The organism is Bacteroidetes bacterium SB0662_bin_6 (genome assembly GCA_009839485.1).
Classification (GTDB): Bacteria; Bacteroidota; Rhodothermia; order Rhodothermales; family VXPQ01; genus VXPQ01.
In genome coordinates this window covers 175,567-196,126 of record VXPQ01000046.1, presented here as the reverse complement: position 1 = coordinate 196,126, position 20,560 = coordinate 175,567, and the positions used below count along the sequence as shown (strand labels likewise).

Below are 20,560 nucleotides of genomic sequence, written 5' to 3'. Positions count from 1 at the left end.
GTCAAAGCGTGAACAGAAACGCCTTGATCTGATTGATCGTTGAGAGAACACGCCTACGAAGACCCCGATGTATGAGGGCAAAACGCCTTTGGAAGTGGCGCAGGTTTTACTCAAACCGAAGGAACCCTAACCGGAAACCTTTCACCATTGTATATAATCCCAAATTAAAAACAATCATCGTTCCTCTTCTCCGCTCCTTGGCAGGCCTTTTGAATGCATTGGTGGACTTTGCTCCCGGCTGTCTGCATAAACCTTTACACACCCACCTACTTATGATTCGTCCCCGGTGACTCCTCGTCCTCGTCGATCACTTCGAAGTCGGCGTCCACGGAGCCGTCTCCGGCAGCTTCCTCCTGGTCTGCCCCAGCACCGGCATCCGCGCTCGCTTCTTCCTGTGCGGCGGCCTGCTGCGCCTTGTACATGTCCTCAGCCGCTTCACCCCATGCCTGGTTGAGTTGCTCCAGCGCCGAATCCAGATCGGGAGACTCGTCGTTCTTGCGGACTTCCTTGAGCCGCTCGAGCGCCGCCTCCACCTTCGCCTTCTTTTCGGCGGGAATCTTGTCCCCGTATTCCTTCAGGTTCTTCTCCGTGGAGTACGCAAGCGAATCGGCCTGATTCAGCTTCTCGACCTGTTCCCGCTTCTTCTGGTCCTCTTCGGCGTGCGTTTGGGCATCCTGGCGCATTTTCTCGATCTCCTGGTCGGAGAGTCCGCTGGAAGCCTCGATGCGGATGTTCTGCTTTTTGCCGGTGGCGTTGTCCTTGGCGGTTACGTCAAGGATGCCGTTCGCATCGATATCGAAGGTGACCTCGATCTGCGGGATGCCGCGTGGCGCCGGAGGGATGCCGTCCAGATGGAAACGCCCGATCGTGCGGTTGTGCATAGCCATCTGGCGATCTCCCTGGAGCACATGTATTTCCACGGAGGTCTGGCTGTCCGAAGCCGTGGAGAAAATCTCGCTCTTCTTCGTGGGAATGGTCGTGTTGGCCTGGATGAGCGAAGTCATCACTCCCCCGAGCGTTTCGATGCCGAGATTGAGCGGTGTGACGTCGAGCAGCAGCACATCGCTGACGTCCCCGGAAAGCACGCCGCCCTGGACGGCCGCGCCCACGGCCACCACCTCGTCCGGATTTACCGAACGGTTGGGCTTTTTGCCGAAGAAATTCTCGACCACTTCCTGAATCTTCGGAAGGCGGGTCGAACCGCCGACGAGAATTATTTCGTCGATATCGTCCCTTGAGACCCCGGCGTCCTTGAGCGCTTTTTCCATGGGGGGGATAGTGCGCTCGACCAGATCGTCCACCAGTTTCTCGAACGCGGCCCGCGTGATGTCGAGCGTCAGGTGCTTCGGTCCGTCTTCCGTGGCGGTAATGAAGGGCAGATTGATGTTCGTCTGCGTTTGCCCGGAGAGCTCGATCTTGGCTTTCTCCGCGGCCTCTTTCAGCCGCTGCAGGGCCATTTTGTCCTTGCGCAGGTCGATGCCTTCCTGCTTCTGAAATTCATCGGCAATGTAGTCGATCAGCCGCTGGTCGAAGTCGTCTCCTCCAAGATGCGTATCGCCGTAGGTGGCCTTCACCTCGAACACGCCGTCGCCGAGTTCGAGAATCGAGATGTCGTACGTGCCACCGCCCAGATCGTATACGGCGACGACTTCGTCCTCTTTTTCCTTCTTGTCCAGACCGTAGGCGAGCGCCGCCGCCGTCGGCTCGTTGATGATGCGCCGCACATTCAGTCCGGCGATCTCGCCGGCCTCTTTCGTGGCTTTGCGCTGTGCGTCGTTGAAGTATGCGGGGACCGTAACGACCGCCTCGGTTACTTTTTCGCCGAGGTAGTCCTCCGCCGTCTGCTTCAGTTTCTGGAGCACCATCGCCGAGATTTCCTGCGGCGTGTATACCCGGTCGCCTACCTTGACGCGGGCCGTATTGTTATCGCCGCGGGTCACTTCGTACGGAACGGTCTTGATCTCGCTCTCGACCTCGCCGTACTGGCGTCCCATGAAGCGCTTGATCGAAGCGATCGTATTTTGCGGATTCGTGATCGCTTGCCGCTTGGCGGGCATACCCACGAGCCGTTCGCCATCCTTCTTGTAAGCAACGACCGATGGCGTCGTGCGTGCGCCTTCGGAGTTGGTGATCACGGCGGGTTCCCCGCCTTCCATCACGGAGACGACCGAATTTGTGGTTCCGAGGTCAATTCCAATAATCTTTCCCATAACGAGTATCTCGCTACCTTGCAGGTCTTTATTTTACAGTGGTGTGAATTTGGTGTCCGGAGGACACTATCAAGAATGATGCCGGAGTTTATTCTCCGCCATAATGACAGGTTTCACGGCGACATTTCGTCGCGCGGCGGCGCTCCATACGCATTGCGATATGTATATGATTCGAACCGAACAGCATCTTGCGGGTGAGGGCGCGCGGCGCCGGGGGATCGGAAAATGAAACATCTTCCGAACGCCCTTACGATCGTGCGTATACTGGTGACGCCGGTGGTGCTTATCCTGTTGTACAGCAATGCGTTACCTGGAATAGCTATTGCGTTGGTTTTATTCCTGATCGCGGCGGCGTCCGATTATCTGGACGGGAAGATCGCCCGGGAATTCGAAGCCCGGTCCGAGCTGGGACAGGCGCTTGACCCGCTTGCCGACAAGGTGCTGGTGCTGGGCACCTTCGTAATGCTTTGTGTGATCGTTCCCGAGTTTGTACCATGGTGGGGCGTGGCGCTCATCGGATTGCGCGATATATCGGTGACCTGGATGCGCTCTCAATCCCGGGTATCCGGCGGCGGGTTCACGCTGCCTGTCGCCAAGAGGAAAACGGCTGTCCAGATCGTATACCTGAGCGGGATACTGGTCCTCCTGACATTCGAGAAACTGGAAGGAGCTGCCGGCGCCTGGGCCAGGTGGGTACTCGATACGCCCATCCCGCTTGCAGCCTTTTTGCTGGTCGTTGCGTTTACGCTGTGGACCGGATGGATATACCTGTTCAGAGAAAAGCGCACCGGATAAGGGCGTGACGCCGCCAAAGCCTGAATTTTTCATGGAAACGAATACGAAAAACGAAGCGGACCGCTCGCTTGCCCGGCAGGTGGCGGAACACCTGCTGGATGTCGGGGCTGTTCGCTTTGCCCCGGACGAGCCGTTTACGCTTGCATCCGGCCTGCTGGCGCCGGTCTATTGCGACAATCGCCTTCTCCTTTCCAGTCCGGCGGCGCGGCGCACCGTACGGGACGGATTCGTCCGCGTATGGAACGAGCAGGGGCTGGACGCCGAGGTGATTACGGGGACGGCCACCGCCGGCATTCCGCACGCGGCATGGCTTGCGGACATTCTGGAAAGGCCCATGGCGTATGCGCGGGCGCAATCGAAAGCGCACGGGCGCGGGTGCCGTATAGAAGGGGGGAATGTCGCGGGCCGGACAACGATTGTGGTAGAGGATGCGATTTCGACCGGCGGATCCTCCTGCGCAGTGGTGGAAACGTTGCGCGACGCCGGGGCCGAGGTACAGGCGGTTCTCGCCATTTATTCTCATGGATTCGCTGCGGCGCGCCAGAATTTCGAAAAGGCCAGGGTTCCCCTGCATGTGTTGACCGGCCTGGACGTGCTGCTGGAGGCGGCCCGGGAACGGGAAACGCTGTCCGGAGCGGCGGCCCAGGCGATTCTGGCCTGGCGGGCCGACCCGGAAGCCTGGTCGATCCGGCATACATAAGGCATATATAAACGGTTCAGGGAGTATGCAGGCCATCGTGCTGACCATTGGCGACGAACTGCTTATCGGGCAGGTGCGCGATACGAACGCTTCCTGGCTTGGCGAGCAGTTGACGCGGGCAGGCGTGGTCGTGCGCCGCATGGCCACCGTCGGGGACGACGAACAAGCCCTGCAATCCGAACTCCGGCAGAGTCTGGCCGAAAGCGACCTGGTGGTTACGACCGGGGGCCTTGGGCCTACCGGCGACGACAGGACACGCGAGGCGGTAGCAGGCTTGTTCGGGGTTGACCTGGCGTTCCAGAGCGAAATTCTGGAAGATATCCGGGAGCGATTCAAACTGAGGGGACGCACCATGCCGGAAAGCAACCGCTCTCAGGCCATGGTTCCTGCAGGTTTCGAAGCGTTGTCCAACCAGGTGGGGACTGCGCCGGGGTTGTGGTGCGAAATCCGGCAGGGGGAGGCGGCAGGAAGCATGCTCGCTGTCCTGCCCGGCGTACCGCACGAGATGAAGCATCTTTTTACCGAGGAAGTCCTGCCGAGGATGCGGCGCCGGGGAGGATTGCATACTATCGTACACCGAACCCTCCGTACGGCAGGCGTCGGAGAATCCGGTCTTCAGGAAACGGTGGGCGATTTGTCCGGCCTGCTTTCGGATACGCTCCGGCTTGCCTGGTTGCCCGGGCCCGGGGGCGTGCGATTGCGCATGACGGCATTCGGCGGCAGCCGGGAAAAGGCCGAACGTCGGATAGCCTCCCTGGAAGCGCACCTGCGGGACCGGATCGGCGAACATATATACGGGGCGGACGACGAGACGCTCGAAGAAGTCGTGGGGCATATGCTCCGGGATCGTTCGCTGACTGTGGCGGTGGCGGAAAGCTGCACGGGGGGATACGTGGCGCATGTGCTTACGAATATTCCCGGATCGTCTGAATACGTGGCGGGTGGGGTGGTGGCCTATTCGAACCGGGCAAAGATGGATGTGCTCGGCGTATCGCTGGATGCGCTCCGGCAACATGGCGCCGTGAGTGAAGAGGTTGCGGCGCAAATGGCCGAAGGGGTGAGGCGGCGCCTCGGCGCGGATATCGGGCTTTCGACGACAGGCATCGCCGGACCTGACGGGGGCACGCCGGAAAAACCGGTGGGCACGGTGTGGATCGGATATGCCGACGCGGGCGGGGTCGAGGCGCACCGGTTGCAGCTTGTGCGGGACCGCATGCTCAACAAGCAACTGACCGCGACTTTTTTACTGGAAAAAGTGCGAAAAAATCTGCTTGCAGGGCGCCCATAATGGTTACGAATTGCGTATTGTATGTGTCTGTAAGGGGCAGCAGTAAATAAATTGGAATCCACGACCCTGTGTGTGTATATTACATATGTACAACGCACATATTCACATAAAAGACTGACGTCATTATGAGCTCCAACGACTCCGGGACAAATAGGGCCCTCGACCTGGCTGTGAAGCAAATCGAGAAGCAATACGGGAAAGGTTCGGTAATGCGCATGAGCGATGCGCCCATTGCCCGCATCGAATCTATTTCGACGGGATCGCTGGCACTGGATGCTGCGCTCGGCGTGGGCGGCGTGCCCCGCGGGCGCGTCATAGAGATTTACGGGCCGGAGTCATCGGGCAAGACCACGCTGGCTACGCATATCATTGCGGAGGCGCAGGCAACGGGCGGCATGTGCGCGTTCATCGACGCCGAGCATGCGTTCGACATCAATTACGCGGAGAAGCTCGGCGTAAAAGTCGACAGTATGCTGGTTTCGCAACCGGATACCGGGGAGCAGGCGCTCAACATCTGCGATATGCTCGTGCGCAGCGGGGGGTTGGACGTCGTGGTGATCGACTCGGTAGCGGCGCTTGTTCCCCAGGCTGAGATTGAAGGGGAGATGAGCGACCACCAGGTGGGGCTTCAGGCGCGGCTGATGAGCAAAGCGCTGCGAAAATTGACCGGTACGATAAGCCGCACCCGAACCTCACTCATTTTCATCAATCAGATCCGCGAGAAAATCGGGGTCATGTTCGGCAATCCCGAAACGACTTCCGGCGGGCGCGCGCTCAAGTTCTACGCATCCGTGCGGATGGATATTCGTCGCATCGGGGCTATCAAGGAAGGTACGGAGGTTGTCGGCAACCGGACGCGTGTGAAAATCGTGAAGAATAAAACGGCGCCGCCTTTCCGGCAAGCAGAATTCGATATTATCTATGGAGAGGGCATTTCCGCGCTCGGCGAGTTGATCGATCTGGGTTGCGCATGCAAAATCATGCAGAAATCCGGTTCCTGGTATGCATACGGCAACGAATCCGTAGGGCAGGGACGGGAAGCCACCAAGGAGTGGCTGCGAGAGCACGACAAGGAACGCGAGGAGATCAAGAGGCGGGTCCGCGAGGAATTGGGGATGGTTCCGGAAGACGGCGAGGAGGTATCCTCGAATGGCGTGGCGGCCTCATAGAAATATTCAGGAATAAAGAACGAACGATTCATTTCTATGAATGCCAGGGACGCCAGCAGTCACACGGGCCTCCGCTACCAGGCCGATGAAAAGCCTCCGGTGACCCTGTCCTTTGGCCTTGGCTTGCAGCTCGCTGCGCTCAGTATAGCCATCTTCATACTGATCACGACCGTCGTGATGCGCGGTGCAGGAGTGAGCGAAGCCTATCTGTTGTGGGCAGTGTTTGCCTCCGTCGCGGTCGTCGGGGTTTCCACTATGCTGCAAGCGATCCGCGCTGGCCGAATCGGTGCGGGTTTTGTGCTTGTTATGGGGCCGTCCGAAGCCTTCATCGCGGTGTGTATCATGGCGCTTATCGAAGGCGGACCGGCACTGTTCGCGACCCTGGTTGTTGCCTCATCCCTCGTTCCCTTTGTGCTTGCCAGGCGGCTTTCGCTGTTCCAGCGGTTCCTGACCCCGGCTATCGTGGGAACGGTAATCATGCTGATACCGATTACCGTATTGCCGGCCCTCATCAATATGCTATCCGTGCCCGGGAGCTCGGCCCTGGCTGCTCCGCTGAGCGCCCTTGTAACGCTGCTCATCGTCAGCGGCATCGTGCTGAAGGCGAAGGGGATATTGCGTTTTTGGGCGCCGGTTATCGGTGTGGTTATCGGCTCGGTAGTGGGCGGCTTTTTCGGGCTGTACGAGGTCGATCGCATCGCTGAGGCTTCGTGGATTGGCCTGCCGGCGAACGAATGGGCGGGACTCGATATCAATTTCGGGACGGCTTTCTGGACGCTTCTTCCCGGATTCCTCTTCGTTGCCCTGATCAGTTCCATCCGAACGATCAGCAGTGCCATCGCCATCCAGCGGGTGTCGTGGCACAAGAGCAGAGCGGTGGATTTCCGGGCGGTGGAAGGTGCGGTAACCGTGGATGGCATAGGCAACATGATCTCCGGCCTCCTCGGAACAATGCCCAATACAGCCAACACGCTGGGCGTATCGATGGCCGAAATCACGGGGGTCGCCGCCCGCAGTGTCGGGATTGCCACCGGAGCCGTGTTCATTGTTTTGGCGTTCCTTCCGAAAGTCCTCGCCGCAGTTCTGGCGATACCGGGCCCGGTCTTCGCCGCTTATTTCGCCGTAATGCTGGCGGCGCTCTTCGTAGTCGGCATTAAAATAGTTCTCCAGAATGGAATCGACTATCGCAAGGGCATGATTGTCGGTATCTCGTTCCTTGTCGGAGTCGCCTTCCAGAGCGGCCTGGTATTTCCCGAGTACACCCTGGATTTTGCAGGCGGTCTTTTGCGGAACGGGATGAACGCCGGCGGTCTCACAGCTATCCTCCTGACGCTGTTCCTGGAGCTCACGCGGCCCCGCCGCAGTCGGATGCAGATGACATTCGACATGTCGGCCCTGTCAAAGATCAGGGACTTTCTGGGTGCGTTCGTATCCCGCAACGGCTGGGACACGGCAATGGCAGCCCGCCTGGACGCCGCCGCGGAGGAGACTTTGCTGACGCTCATTCCACAGGGGGACGCAGGAGAGAAACACGCCCAACGGCACCTGCGCCTTACGGCGTACAAGGAAGAAGAGGACGCCGTGCTTGAATTCGTTGTCTCGTCGGGGGAGGAGAACCTTCAGGATCAGATCGCCCTGCTCAGCGAACACACGGAGGAAGCACCCATGGAGCGGGAAGTGTCGCTTCGGCTGTTGCGACATCTTGCGTCCTCGGTTCGCCACCAGCAATATCACGAGACAGATATCGTGACTGTGCGCATGAAAACCTGAACCCCCCATTTTAAACGATCAGCAGCCACTATGAGTTCCGGCAAAACAGGTCCGGGACCCTTCGGGCCGGGCCTGCCGTGATTCCCCGGATCATCGATGAAATGATCGAAATTGTCCGCCTCCTGCTAACATGAATGCTAACGGTCACACGGGCATCCGCTATCAGCCCGACGAAAAGCCTCCGGCGACCCTCGCCTTCGGCCTTGGCTTGCAACTTGCTGCGCTCAGTGTAGCCGCCATCATACTGATCCCGACCGTCGTGATGCGCGCGGCGGATACGACCGAAGCCTATGTGTCGTGGGCCGTGTTCGCCACGGTCGCGGTTGGTGGGGTAGCCACCATTTTGCAGGCGGCTCGCATCGGCCGGATCGGCATGGGTTATTTGCTCATTATGGGGCCGTCCGGAGCTTTCATCGCGGTCTGTATCACGGCAGTCGCCGAAGGCGGACCGGCACTGCTCGCCACCCTGGTCGTCATCTCATCCTTCGTTCCCCTTGTGCTTTCCTGGCGGCTTTCGCTGTTTCAGCGGTTTCTGACCCCGGCTATCGCGGGAACGATAATCATGCTGATACCGATTACTATAATGCCGGCCATCTTCAATCTGTTGCCGGTGCCCGGGGCCCCGGCGCTGGCTGCTCCGCTCAGCGCCTTTGTAACGCTGCTCATCATCAGCGGCATCACACTAAAGGCGACCGGGGTGTTACGTCTATGGGGGCCGGTTATCGGTGTGGTCGCCGGCTCGGTAATTGGCGGCTTTTTCGGGCTATACGAGTTTGATCGAATTACTGCGGCTTCATGGATTGGCCTGCCGGCGAACGAATGGCCGGGTTTCGCCCTCGACTTTGGGCCCGCTTTCTGGGCGCTTCTTCCCGCATTCCTGCTTGTCGCCGTAGTCAGTTCCATCCGCACGATCAGCAGTTCCGTCGCCATCCAGCGTATCTCGTGGCGCAAAAGCCGGGCGGTGGATTTCCGGGCGGTGGAAGGCGCCATGACCGTGGATGGCATAAGCAACCTGATTTCCGGTCTCACGGGTACGATACCGAATACGGCCAACACTCTGGGCGTATCGATGGCGGAACTCACCGGGGTCGGCGCCCGCAACGTCGGGGTTGCCACCGGGGCCGTGTTCATTATCATGGCGTTTCTTCCGAAAGTGCTCGCCATCGTCCTGGCGATACCGGGCCCGGTCATCGCCGCTTATTTCATCGTAATGCTGGCGGCGCTCTTCCTGGTCGGGATTAAAATAGTCGTTCAGGACGGAATCGATTATCGCAAAGGCATAGTTGTCGGCATCTCGTTCCTCGTCGGGGTCGGCTTCCAGAGCGGCATGATATTTCCCGAGTACATCTCGGAGTTTGCAGGCGGTCTTTTGCGGAACGGGATGAACGCCGGCGGTATCACAGCCATCCTCCTGACGCTGTTCCTGGAGCTCACGAGGCCCCGCCATAGTCGGATACAGATGGTATTCGATATTTCCGCGCTGTCAGAGATCAGGGACTTTCTCGGTGCGTTCGCGTCCCGCAACGGCTGGGACACGGCAATGGCAGGCCGCCTGGACGCCGCCGCGGAGGAGACCTTGCTGACACTCATTCCACCAGAGGGTGCGGAAGGGGTGCACAGCACACGGCACCTGCGTCTTACGGCGTACAGGGAAGAAGAGGACGCCGTGCTTGAATTCGTTGTCTCTTCAGGGGAGGAGAATCTTCAGGATCGGATCGCGCTACTCAGCGAACACACGGAAGAAGCGCCCATGGAGCGGGAAGTGTCACTTCGGCTGTTGCGACATCTCGCGTCCTCGGTTCGCCACCAGCAATATCACGAGACAGATATCGTGACCGTGCGTGTGAGCACGTAAGGTCACGGCGTGAATGCTCAACACCTCTGCAATTACACACGGGAGAGGATACATGGAGTAGCGGCCCGAAGGCAAAAGGGCATCAGAAATATGTATTGTCGGACAGGGTGCGATACAGTATTTTCGAACCACTTCCTGCGAGACTGGTATTATAATATGACTACTGATCCGACAAGCCCCTTCAACAAGCGTTCGCTATCGGATTCACAATGCTTGAGGAATCGGGGATGGTTCGGGAAGAGGATGAGGAGAGCTTTCGAACGGTGTTGCGGCCTCATATAAGTATTCAGAAATAAAGAACAATAATGACCGGGAAGCGCTTGGCAAAAGGAGAGGTTTTTCGCTCTGGAGAACCCATAGCGATTGTAGGCATGGCGTGCCGGTTTCCCGGCGCAGAGAATATTGCGGCTTTCTGGAAGCTTCTTGAAAACGGCGGGAACGCCGTAAAGGAGGGTGTGCCCGGTTCCGGACCAGGGCGCTGGGGCCAGATTTTCTCTGACGACACAGTGCAAAGCGAAGGGTGTCGTTACGGCGCGTTCGTTGACGACATTGACCTGTTCGATGCGGAGTTTTTCCGGATTTCTCCGGTAGAGGCAGAGCTGCTGGATCCGCAACAGCGACTCATGCTGGAAACGAGTTGGGAAGCCCTTGAAGATGCGGGAATAGATCCGGACAGGCTGAGAGAGAGCCGCACGGGCGTATACACCGGGATCAGCAACGACGAGTACCGAATGCTGGTACTGGAGTCAACCAAGCCCGCAGAGGCTGCCAGGTGCCTCTACGCCCTTAGCGGCACCAACCTCAACGGCGCCAGTGGAAGAGTCTCGTTCGTACTGGGTCTCACGGGACCGGCAAAGGCGATAGATGCTGCATGTGCGTCGTCCCTGGTGTCAGTCCATGATGCGGTGGCGGACCTGCAGCAGGGCAAGGCCGATCTGGCCATTGCAGGCGGCGTCCAGGCTATCCTGAACGGCCTCATCTATGAGCTGCGCGCGGATGCGATGATGCTGTCCCCGGATGGGCAGTGCAAGACATTCGATGCGTCCGCCAACGGGTACGTGCGGGGGGAGGGCTGCGGAGTCGTGGTGCTGAAGCGGCTGAGCGAGGCCGAGGCGGACGGCGATCGAATCTGGGCGGTGATTCGGGGCGCGGCGGTGAACCACGGCGGGACCGGCGTCGGGCTGACGGTCCCGAACACACCCGCGCTGGAAGAGGTGATCGAAACGGCGCTGTCGGACGCAGGAATCTCTCCCTTGGAAGTGGATTACCTGGAGGCGCATGGGACCGGGACGACCGTCGGTGATCCGATCGAGATCAATGCGGTGGCCGCTGTCTACGGAAAGGGGCGCGAATTGGATAATCCGCTGCTGATTGGCTCGGTGAAAACCAACATCGGTCATCTGGAATCGGCTGCAGGTGTGGCCGGACTGATCAAAGCGGCACTGGTGCTGAAACGGGGGGTGATTCCCAAACACCTCCATTTCCGGGATCCCAACCCGAGCCTCGATTGGGACCGGCTGCCATTGCAGGTTACATCGTCCATGATGGACTGGCCGCGCCGCGACGGACGACCGCGACTCGCGGGGGTGAATTCCTTCGGGATATCCGGAACGAACGCCCATCTTTTAGTGGAGGAATATTGTCCTCCGGACGCTGCGCCCGCTGATGAACAGTTGTTCGGGGGCCCTGCAAGGAAAGTGGCGGTTACGGCGCCGGGGATGGCGGCGGATCTGCCGTTGCCGGAGAAAGAGTGCGGCCTGCGCGAAACCCGTTTTCTGCCGCTTTCGGGTAAATCCGATGGGGCGCTTCGAGACCTGGCGGGGCGGTACCTTGCATGGCTCGACGAACATGCCGACGAATTTGCTTCCGACAGCGAGGCGGCCCTTGCGGACATGGTGTGGACGGCGGGCGTGGGACGCAGTCATTTTACCCACCGGGCAGGCGTCGTATTCAGCGACCCCGCGTCGCTGCGCGAGGGTCTGAGTACCCTTGCAGAGGCAGGCATGCCCACTGCGGCGCAAACCCCCTCCCGGATAGCGTTTGTATATACCGGGCAAGGAAGCCAGTGGGTCGGCATGGGGCAGACACTCTACGAGACGGAACCGGTGGCGAGAGCGGTTCTGGATCGTTGCGAGGCGGTATTCCGGGATGCAAGAGGGGCCTCCCTGCTGGATGTAATGTTCGGCCGGGCCGAAGAGCAAGGGCAACTGGACGACACGGCATGGGAGCAGCCGGCCCTCTACGCGCTGGAGTGCGCGCTGACGGCACTCTGGGCGAGTGTGGGGATCAGGCCCGACGTAGTGATGGGGCACAGTGTCGGGGAAATCGCTGCGGCGCAGGCGGCAGGGGTATTCAGCCTGGAGGATGGTATGCGGTTTGCGGCCACACGAGGAACCCTGCTGTCAGGAATCGAAGAGGGCGCCATGGCCGCGGTTTTCGCACCGCCCGAAAGAGTGGCGCCGGCAATCGAGGCCCTGAATGCGGCATCCGCCGGGATTGAGGTAAGCATCTCGGCGAACAACGGAACCCACCAAGTGATCAGCGGCCCGGTCGAAAAGATCGAGGCCTTCTCAAAGCACTTCGAATCAGAGGGAATTCAGGTAAGGCGGCTGAACACGGCCAAGGCATTCCACAGCGCCCTGGTGGAACCGGCTCTGGATGCGCTGGAAGCGTCTCTTGATGAAGTCACAATCAAGCCCCCCTCTCTGACCCTGGTCAGTAATCTGACCGGTCGAGCGGTGAATTCCGGCGAAGCGCTGGACGGAGCGTACTGGAAGCGGCATGCCCGGGAGCCGGTAGCGTTTGCTCCAAGTATTGAGACGCTGTCGGACCTCGGGGTCGATATGGTGGTGGAGATGGGCCCGCACTCGGTACTGGCTACGATGGCGACCCTGGCCTGGCCCGATACGGCAGGCGATCCGCCCGTAGTTTTGTCGAGCTTGCTGCGGCCCTCTTCCAAAGTATCGCAATCGGAAGCCGACCGCGCATATACAACGGCCGTCGCGGAGGCCTATCGGGCGGGACTCCCGATTCATTTTCCGGGGCTGTTCGCGGGAGAGACGCGGCGACGGATATCGCTGCCGGGTTATCCTTTCCAGCGCCAACGCCATTGGATCGAGGCGCCGAAGCGCCAGCGCCGGGGTTCGGGGCATCCCTTGTTGGGCATGCGGCACGAGTCCGCCCGCGGCGAAATCACATTCGAGACGGAAGTGTTTGCTTCCGATCCGGTGTGGATGAACGACCACCGGGTATTCGGCCGGGTCGTCGCCCCCGGTGCGCTCTACGGCACTATGGCCTGTGCGGCGTCACTTCTTGAGGGGAGCGGATCGATCGTCGTAGAGAACATGCAGTTATATAACCCGCTTGTCTTCGAGAAGGAGGAAGAAGAGGGGGAAGAGGGCCGGAAAATGCAGGTTGTGCTCAACGCTTCCGAGCAGGCGTCGTCGCACGATTTTCAGATATTCAGTAAGGGAAGTGAAGGGGAATGGATGCTTCATGTGGAAGGTCGCCTGTTGCCGGGCGCCCCGGATCCGGAAGCGGGTGAGCGGATCGATTTTGAAAGTCTGAAGGCCAATCTCTCGCCGGCAGATGTGGCGGGCTACTATCGCCAGAGAGCGAGTACGGGGGTTGACCTGGGTCCGTTTTTCCGCACGCTTGGGAGGGTTTGGTCTCGTCCGGGCGAGGCCCTGGGTGAGGTGTCTCTTCCTGAAACACTGACCAGGCACGGACTGGATATGCATCCGCTCGTGCTGGACGGCTGCTTCCAGGTGGTGGGCGCAGCGCGCAATCTGGCAGGGACCGAGGCTGGGGCCACCTATCTGCCGTTCGGCTGGGAACGGCTGTGGCTGGCGGGGCCGTTGCCTGATCGGGTCGTCTGCCATGTACGCCTGAGCGATGCATCAACCAACGGGAAGACCGATTCGGGCGAGCCTGCCGAGGTTCTGAGCGGCGAGATGCGCATCTACGATCTGAATGGGGCGCTGCTCGGTCGCCTGAGCGGATACACGGTCAAAAGGGCGACACGGGCTTCCCTGCTCTCGGCGATCGAAAGAGTGCAGGATCTGCTGTATGAGGTGGTGTGGCGCGAGCACGCCCTTCCACCCGGAATGGTCCCCGCAGACTTCTTCCCGAGCCCGGCGGTTGTCGAGGCCGGCTCGCAATTGTTCGCCGGGTATCTGACGGACGCAGGCGTAGATCCCGAAGACCGGGACCGTCTGCTTACAGACCTCGAGCGATGGTCCCGGTCCCGTGCGCTCGCGACGCTGGAAGAGCTGGGTTGGCGGCGCCAGGCGGGCGAAACCGTGGACACGGAGGCGTTGCGAAGCCAGTTGAACGTCCTTCCCGAGCACAAGCGTCTCTTCCGGCGGCTCTTCGAGATGCTTGCCAAATCGGGCGTGGTGGAAGAGACGGACGACGGGTTTGTCGTGATCGTGGGACCGGAGGATGCATTGCCTGAGCACATGCCTGTTGACCTTGAGGAGTTTGCCACCCGTATGATGGGTCTCTATTCCCATGGTCAGACCGAGATCGGGCTGTTTCGGCGCTCCGGGCGTGCGCTGGCCGAGGTGCTTCGCGGCCGGGAAGATCCCCTGACACTACTGTTCAGCAGCGGAGAACCCACGGCGGCCGATCTCTATCTGAAGGCGCCCGTGGCGCGTGCGGCGAACCGGATGCTGGGAGAGGCGGTTCGGGCGCTGGTGGCTGCATTGCCGGAAGGACGGCGCCTCAGGGTGATCGAGGTCGGGGCGGGCACCGGATCTGCAACCGCATCCGTACTTCCGGAACTTCCCGAAGGACAGTTCGACTACGTCTATACGGATATCTCCGCAGGCTTCTTTTCCGAGGCGGAGGCGCGCTTTGGAGATGGGGGCGGGTGTATTGAGTACCGTCCGCTGGACATCGAGAAGGACCCGATCGAACAGGGTTTCGACTCCCATGGATACGATCTGATGATCGCGTCCAACGTGCTGCATGCAACGCGATATCTGGAGGAAACGCTGGGACACTGCCGGGACCTGCTTGCCCCATCCGGACAGTTGATCGCTCTCGAGAACCTTAGTGGCCTGGGCTGGATGGACCTGACGTTCGGTCAGTTGGATGGCTGGTGGCGGTTTGCCGACGACTACCGCCCGCATCACGCACTGGCAAGCCCCGCCGTGTGGCGCCAGGCCCTCGGTGACGCGGGTTTCGGGGAAGTGGAATTTCTGGGAGTAGATGAATCCGACTCGTCGAAAACACCGGATAAAGGTGTGATTGTAGCGCAAGGTCCGATTGAGGTGACAGAGCCGGGAGGCATGTGGATTCTCGTAGCGGACGAGGGAGGGGTTGCAGAGAAGCTGGCAGTCGATTTGGCTGCGCGGAACCAGACCGTCGTGCTGGCGGGCAGCGAAGCCGCCGAAGACGAGAGGTCGGCAGCGGCTGGTTCCGGGGTTTTCAGGACGGCCGTGGAAATGGATCAGCGCGAGTCCTGGGGAGCGCTTGTGACCGGTTTGCCTGACGATGTACCGCTCAGCGGTGTGGTGCATCTTGTGGGACTGGACGGTCATGGGGAACAGACTACAACCGAGGAAATAGCCGAAGACGTGAGGCGAGCGGGAGCGAGCGCACTGGCCCTGGTTCAGGGCGTCGCAGATTCCGATGTGGTCCCCTCCAATGGCGTCTGGATGATCACACGGGGCGCCCAGGTGCTGGAGCGGGAACGGGGTGGAGAACTCGCGGGCGCAGCGCTCTGGGGCTTCGGCAAGGCTATAGCTCGTGAAGCGGTGCATCTGCAGCCCAGGATGATTGATCTGGACCCCGGCGAGATGGCGCCGGAGCCCGATCTCACCGAAGAACTCTTATATCCTGATTCCGAAAATCACATCGCGTATCGATCGGGGCGCCGTCAGGTGGCGCGCCTCGTTCGAGCGGGCGACGGGCCGGAACGGCTGGCTTTCCCGGAGGAGATGGAATGGGTGCTCGCTCCGGATCCTGCCGGGGTGTTCGACAGACCGTATGTCCAGCCGCTGCCGGCACGTCCTCTCGAGCCGAAGGAAGTTCGCGTGGCTGTCGACGCGGCCGGACTCAACTTCTGGGATGTATTCCGATCACTCGGCTTCATCGAAGAAGGACTGTTGGGCAGAGAGATGTGTGGCCGCATCCTCGAGGTAGGCTCCGATGTCTCGACCGTTTCGGTCGGTGACCATGTGGTCGGATTAGGTTTCGGTGCGTTCGGGCCCCAAATGATCACACGGGAGGAACTGGTGGCGCCTGCGCTATTCGGATTCTCCGTGAGTGGACTTGCGACGGTGCCAAGCGCCTTTGTGTCGGCTGCGCTGTCCTTTGAATATTCCGGGCTTGAGGCTGGCGAACGGGTACTGATTCATGCGGGTGCGGGCGGTGTCGGCCTGGCGGCCATCCAGTTGGTGCAAGCTGCTGGAGCAGAGGTCTTCGCTACCGCAAGCGCACCGAAGCAGGCATATCTCCGGTCACTGGGCGTAGAGCACATATTCGACAGCCGCCAGACAGCGTTCGGCCAGGAAATCCTCGAAGCCACAGACGGCGCGGGGGTGGACGTAGTACTGAACAGCCTGACGGGGGAGGGTTTCATCGAAACGAGTCTGTCCTGTCTCAGGCAGGGCGGCCGGTTTGTGGAAATGGCCAGACGAGACATCTATAGCGAGGAAGAGATGGCGGCTGTGCGTCCGGATGTAGGCTATTCCATCCTGGCATTGGATGTCCTCAAAAAAACCGAACCGGCGTGGGTGGGGAAAGTCCTGCGGGGTGTGATGAAGGGTCTTTCGGCAGGAGAACTGAAACCGATTATCCACAGCAGGTGGCCGCTCACCGAAGCCGGGGCCGCATTGAGTTTCATGCGATCGGCCCGGCACCTCGGGAAGATCGTCGTGACGCCGCCCCCGCTCATGACAGGGCGTTTGCGGCAGGATCGAACCTATTTGGTGACCGGCGGTCTGGGAGGGATCGGATGTGCAGTGGCCGACTGGCTCGCAGACCACGAAGCAGGAGCGATCGTGTTAAACGGACGCCGGGCGCCGGATGCCGAAGCAGAGGAGACGATCCGCAAGTTGCGGGAGCGCGGCGTGACGGTGCAGGTGGAACTTGCGGACGTGACGGATGCCGCCGCAATAGATCAGATGCTGGAACGGATAGATGCGACGCTACCACCGCTCGGAGGTGTAATCCACAGTGTGGGCGTACTGTCGGACGGCGCACTGACCAACCAGAGTTGGGAGCGATTCGAAACGGTGCTCTGGCCGAAGATACTGGGTGCCTGGCATCTGCACCGGGCGACAGAAAACCGGGATCTGGATCTCTTCGTCCTCTTTTCGAGTCGGGTTGGCGTGATGGGCAATCCGGGCCAGGCAAACCATGCCGCGGCCAATGCCTTTCTGGACCAACTCGCTGGTCACCGCCGCGCACAGGGACTCCCCGGACAGGCTATTGCCTGGGGAGCGTGGTCAGAGATTGGTGAAGCCGCGGAACAACGCGAGCGGATCGATCGCCGGCGTACAGCACTCGGAGGCCGCTGGTTTACCCCGCAGCAGGGCCTCCGGGCATTCGAACAACTGGTGCGTCAGGACGCCACGAATTCCGTGGTAATGTCGATGGATTGGGCAGTGTATGAAGAGGCGGCGGAAGACCGCCCTCCACTGCTGGAGGACTTGCTGTCTGTTGCTCCGGAGGCCGAAACCGATGCCCGCACCTCGTCAGAGGACCTGCTGTCCCGGTTGAGGGGAACCCCGGCGGGACGCGAAGAACTGCTCGTTTCCTTCCTGCAGCAGGAAGTGCAGGCAGTGCTGAGGCTATCCACGGCGCCGGCGGCTACGGTAGGGTTTTTCGACCTGGGGATGGACTCGCTTATGGCGGTGGAATTACGGAACCGCCTGAATCGGGCATTTGCCGGAGAATACGTGGCCTCCAACACGGTCGTGTTCGATTACCCGGACATCGCTACACTCGCCGCTCATCTGGTCGGAGAACTTGGCGAAGTCGGGGATGCCCCTCCTCCGCAGGTTCGACCCGAGCCACAGCCCCAGGTGCAAGCAGAAGGAGAGGACAACGGGATAGCGATTGTGGGTATGGCGTGCCGATTCCCCGGTGCTCCGGACATTTCAACCTTCTGGCGCCAGCTCGAAGCGGGAGTGGACGCGGTAACGGACGGACGCCGGGATAACGGCTCCTGGGACGGCGTGGCCGGAGATCCTGCTTCTACGGATGCTATTTCCCGTCGCGGAGCATTCGTCGAAGAAATTGACAAATTTGACGCAAAGTTCTTCCGTATTGCGCCCATCGAAGCGCGGATGATGGACCCGCGACAGCGTCTGTTGCTGGAGACTACCTGGCATGCTATCGAAGATGCGGGGATGGAGCCCGACGGTATCAAAGGTAGCCGCACCGGGGTGTATGTCGGGGTCGGCAACGGCGACTATCGGGATGTCGCAGCTGCCAGTGGGGAAACGCATGGGTACCTCGGCACCACCATGAGCGTAACGGCCGGCCGGATTGCTTTTGTTTTGGGTCTTACCGGTCCGGCCGTGCCGGTCGACATGGCGTGCGCATCGTCTCTCGTGGCGATACATCAGGCGCTTTCCGCATTGCGCCAGGGAGAAGTCGACATGGCTCTCACCGGGGGGGTGAGCGCGGTTTTGTCTCCGGAAATCACACGATTTATGATGGAGCTCGGGATGTTGTCTGCGAGCGGGCAGTGCAGCACCTTCGATGCGGCTGCAGACGGCTTTGTACGGGGGGAGGGTTGTGGGATGGTGGTCCTGAAGCGGTTGCGTGAAGCGAGAGCGGATGGAGACAGGATATGGGGGGTGATCCGGGGCTCCGCGGTAAATCAGAATGGAGCAAGTGCGGGGCTGATCATTCCGAACGGGCCATCGCAAGAGCGAGTGATTGAGGAGGCATTGTTGCAAGCAGGAATTTCTCCCGCGGAAGTCGATTATCTGGAGGCGCACGGCGCGGGGTCGGGTTTGGGCGACCCGATCGAAGTGCAGGCGGCGGCGGCAGTTTACGGCAGGGAGCGGGCAGCGGAGCGCCCGCTGCTGATTGGTTCGGTAAAGACGAATATCGGCCACCTTGAGTGCGCGGCGGGGGTTGCAAGCCTGATCAAGGCCGTTCTTGCAATGAACAAAGGGGTCATTCCCAAACATTTACACTTTGACAATCCAAGCCCGCATCTTGACTGGGGGCAACTGCCGGTACAGGTCACCTCCGAGGCGACAACGTGGCCGGCCCATTCTGACCGGCCGCCAAGGGCAGGGATAAGTTCCTTCGGACTTTCGGGTACGAATGCGCACATTGTCGTGGAAGGATATGAATCTTCCGAGGGTGTTCTATCCACACCCGATGCAGGGCATGGGCCCACGGGTTCCGAGCGATCTGTTGCGGCCTGTTTGCCTGATTCCCTGCAAGAGTCGGTTGCCCGGCAGCCCCTGGCGGAGCAAGACCTCGTTGAGAGAACTGTGCGATTATTGCCGTTATCAGGGAAGTCGGATGAGGCGCTCCGGGAGCTGGCGGGGCGCTATCTGGTCTGGCTCGACGAGCATGTCGGAGCGTTTTCTTCGAATGGCGCCGCTGCATATCCGACGCTCTCGGATATGGCCTGGACAGCAGGTGTGGGGCGCAGCCATTTCGCACATCGTGCCGGTATCGTGTTCCGGGATGCCGACTCGCTTAGGGAAAGGCTTCGTGCACTTGCAGAAGCGGATGCAGAAATACGTGCGGATCAGGAGCCGCAGGCAACGACGAAAATAGCCTTTGCTTTTGCCGGAAAAGACGCCCAATGGAGCGATTCGGGCAAAGAGTTATACGATAGCGAACCGGTGGTACGGGCGGTTTTGGATCGCTGCGAAGAAGCATTTCAGGAGGAGCGGGGGCTTTCCTTGCTGGACGTGATGTTTAACCGACCGGGGGCCGCGGGAAATATGGACGATGCTGCCTGGGCTTATCCTGCTATCTACGCGCTGGAATGCGGGCTAACGGCGCTCTGGTCGAGCGTGGGGATTCAACCGAGCGTGGTGGTTGGACACGACCTTGGGGAGATTGCGGCGGCTCAGGCAGCAGGGGTGTTCGGTTTGGAAGATGGATTACGGTTAGCAGCGGCAAGGGGTGCGGCAGCGGCAGTTTCCGCGGATGCAGAACAACGGCAGCCTGTAGCAGACGAGTTGGAAGCTGCGCTAACAGGTGCAATCATTGCTTCCCCCTCTCTCACGGTCGTGAGTAGTGTGACAGGTCGGGCCGTGGCGTCAGGTGAAACACTCGATGCGGCATACTGGCGCCGGCAGGCGCAAGAACCGGAAGTATTCGACAAGTGTGTGGAGACGCTGGCCGATCTGGGGGTGGAGGTGATTGTGCAGATTGGTTCGCATTCAATATTGGGACCAAAGACAGATAAAGTCCGGCCGAAGAAAACGGCAGGCAAGGGCACGAACAGGAATGCTGCGGAATCGCCGCTTGTGCTGTCGAATCTGCAGAAACCATCCGGAGACGGGTCGCCGATACATGGCGGGGACGGGTTCGTGGCGGCGATTGCAGCAGCGTACGAAGCGGGGCTCCCGGTTGCATTCGCCGGATTGTTCGCGGGGGAAACACGGCGCCGGATTTCTCTGCCGGGCTATCCGTTCCAGCGCCGGCGATACTGGATCGATACGTCGAAATAGGGCCTGTTACCACTGTGCAGCGGCGCTCTGCGGGGCCTGGTCAGAAGATGTGCATATGCATCGATTCCTGCGCAGAACAGGAATTGAATCGACCGGCCTCCCCGCCGTT

Annotated in this window: 8 protein-coding genes; 7 read left to right on the top strand and 1 reads right to left on the bottom strand. The window is 60.3% G+C overall.

Features of this window, described 5'->3' with window-relative positions:
• Positions 1-266: 266 nt before the first annotated feature.
• Positions 267-2,210 carry a molecular chaperone DnaK gene (gene dnaK / locus F4Y00_08750; GenBank protein MYE05041.1) on the bottom strand — a complete coding sequence of 648 codons (1,944 nt, stop codon included), beginning with the start codon at positions 2,208-2,210 and terminating at the stop codon, positions 267-269.
• Between the two features lie 225 nt (positions 2,211-2,435).
• On the opposite strand from dnaK, the gene F4Y00_08745 reads away from it, so the two are divergent.
• The 7 genes from F4Y00_08745 (at position 2,436) to F4Y00_08715 (ending at position 20,451) form a co-directional block, all read left to right on the top strand.
• A complete protein-coding gene (locus F4Y00_08745; protein MYE05040.1) occupies positions 2,436-3,005 on the top strand; it encodes a CDP-alcohol phosphatidyltransferase family protein in 570 nt (189 codons plus the stop codon).
• 31 nt (positions 3,006-3,036) lie between these two features.
• Positions 3,037-3,705 (top strand): orotate phosphoribosyltransferase, encoded by a 669-nt coding sequence (gene pyrE, locus F4Y00_08740; GenBank protein MYE05039.1) that lies wholly within the window; start codon positions 3,037-3,039, stop codon positions 3,703-3,705.
• Between the two features lie 25 nt (positions 3,706-3,730).
• A complete protein-coding gene (locus F4Y00_08735; GenBank protein MYE05038.1) occupies positions 3,731-4,993 on the top strand; it encodes a competence/damage-inducible protein A in 1,263 nt (420 codons plus the stop codon).
• A gap of 125 nt (positions 4,994-5,118) precedes the next feature.
• Positions 5,119-6,162: a recombinase RecA gene (gene recA / locus F4Y00_08730; GenBank protein ID MYE05037.1), complete on the top strand. Its 1,044-nt coding sequence runs from the start codon at positions 5,119-5,121 to the stop codon at positions 6,160-6,162.
• 36 nt (positions 6,163-6,198) lie between these two features.
• Positions 6,199-7,932, top strand: a complete 1,734-nt coding sequence (locus F4Y00_08725) for a hypothetical protein (protein MYE05036.1) — start codon at positions 6,199-6,201, stop codon at positions 7,930-7,932.
• 130 nt (positions 7,933-8,062) lie between these two features.
• The gene (locus F4Y00_08720; GenBank protein MYE05035.1) at positions 8,063-9,787 is read left to right on the top strand and encodes a hypothetical protein; all 1,725 of its coding nucleotides are present in this window, start codon (positions 8,063-8,065) and stop codon (positions 9,785-9,787) included.
• A 305-nt stretch (positions 9,788-10,092) separates the two neighbouring features.
• Entirely contained in the window at positions 10,093-20,451 is a 10,359-nt protein-coding gene (locus F4Y00_08715; GenBank protein MYE05034.1) for an SDR family NAD(P)-dependent oxidoreductase, read from the top strand.
• The last annotated feature ends 109 nt before the right edge of the window (positions 20,452-20,560 follow it).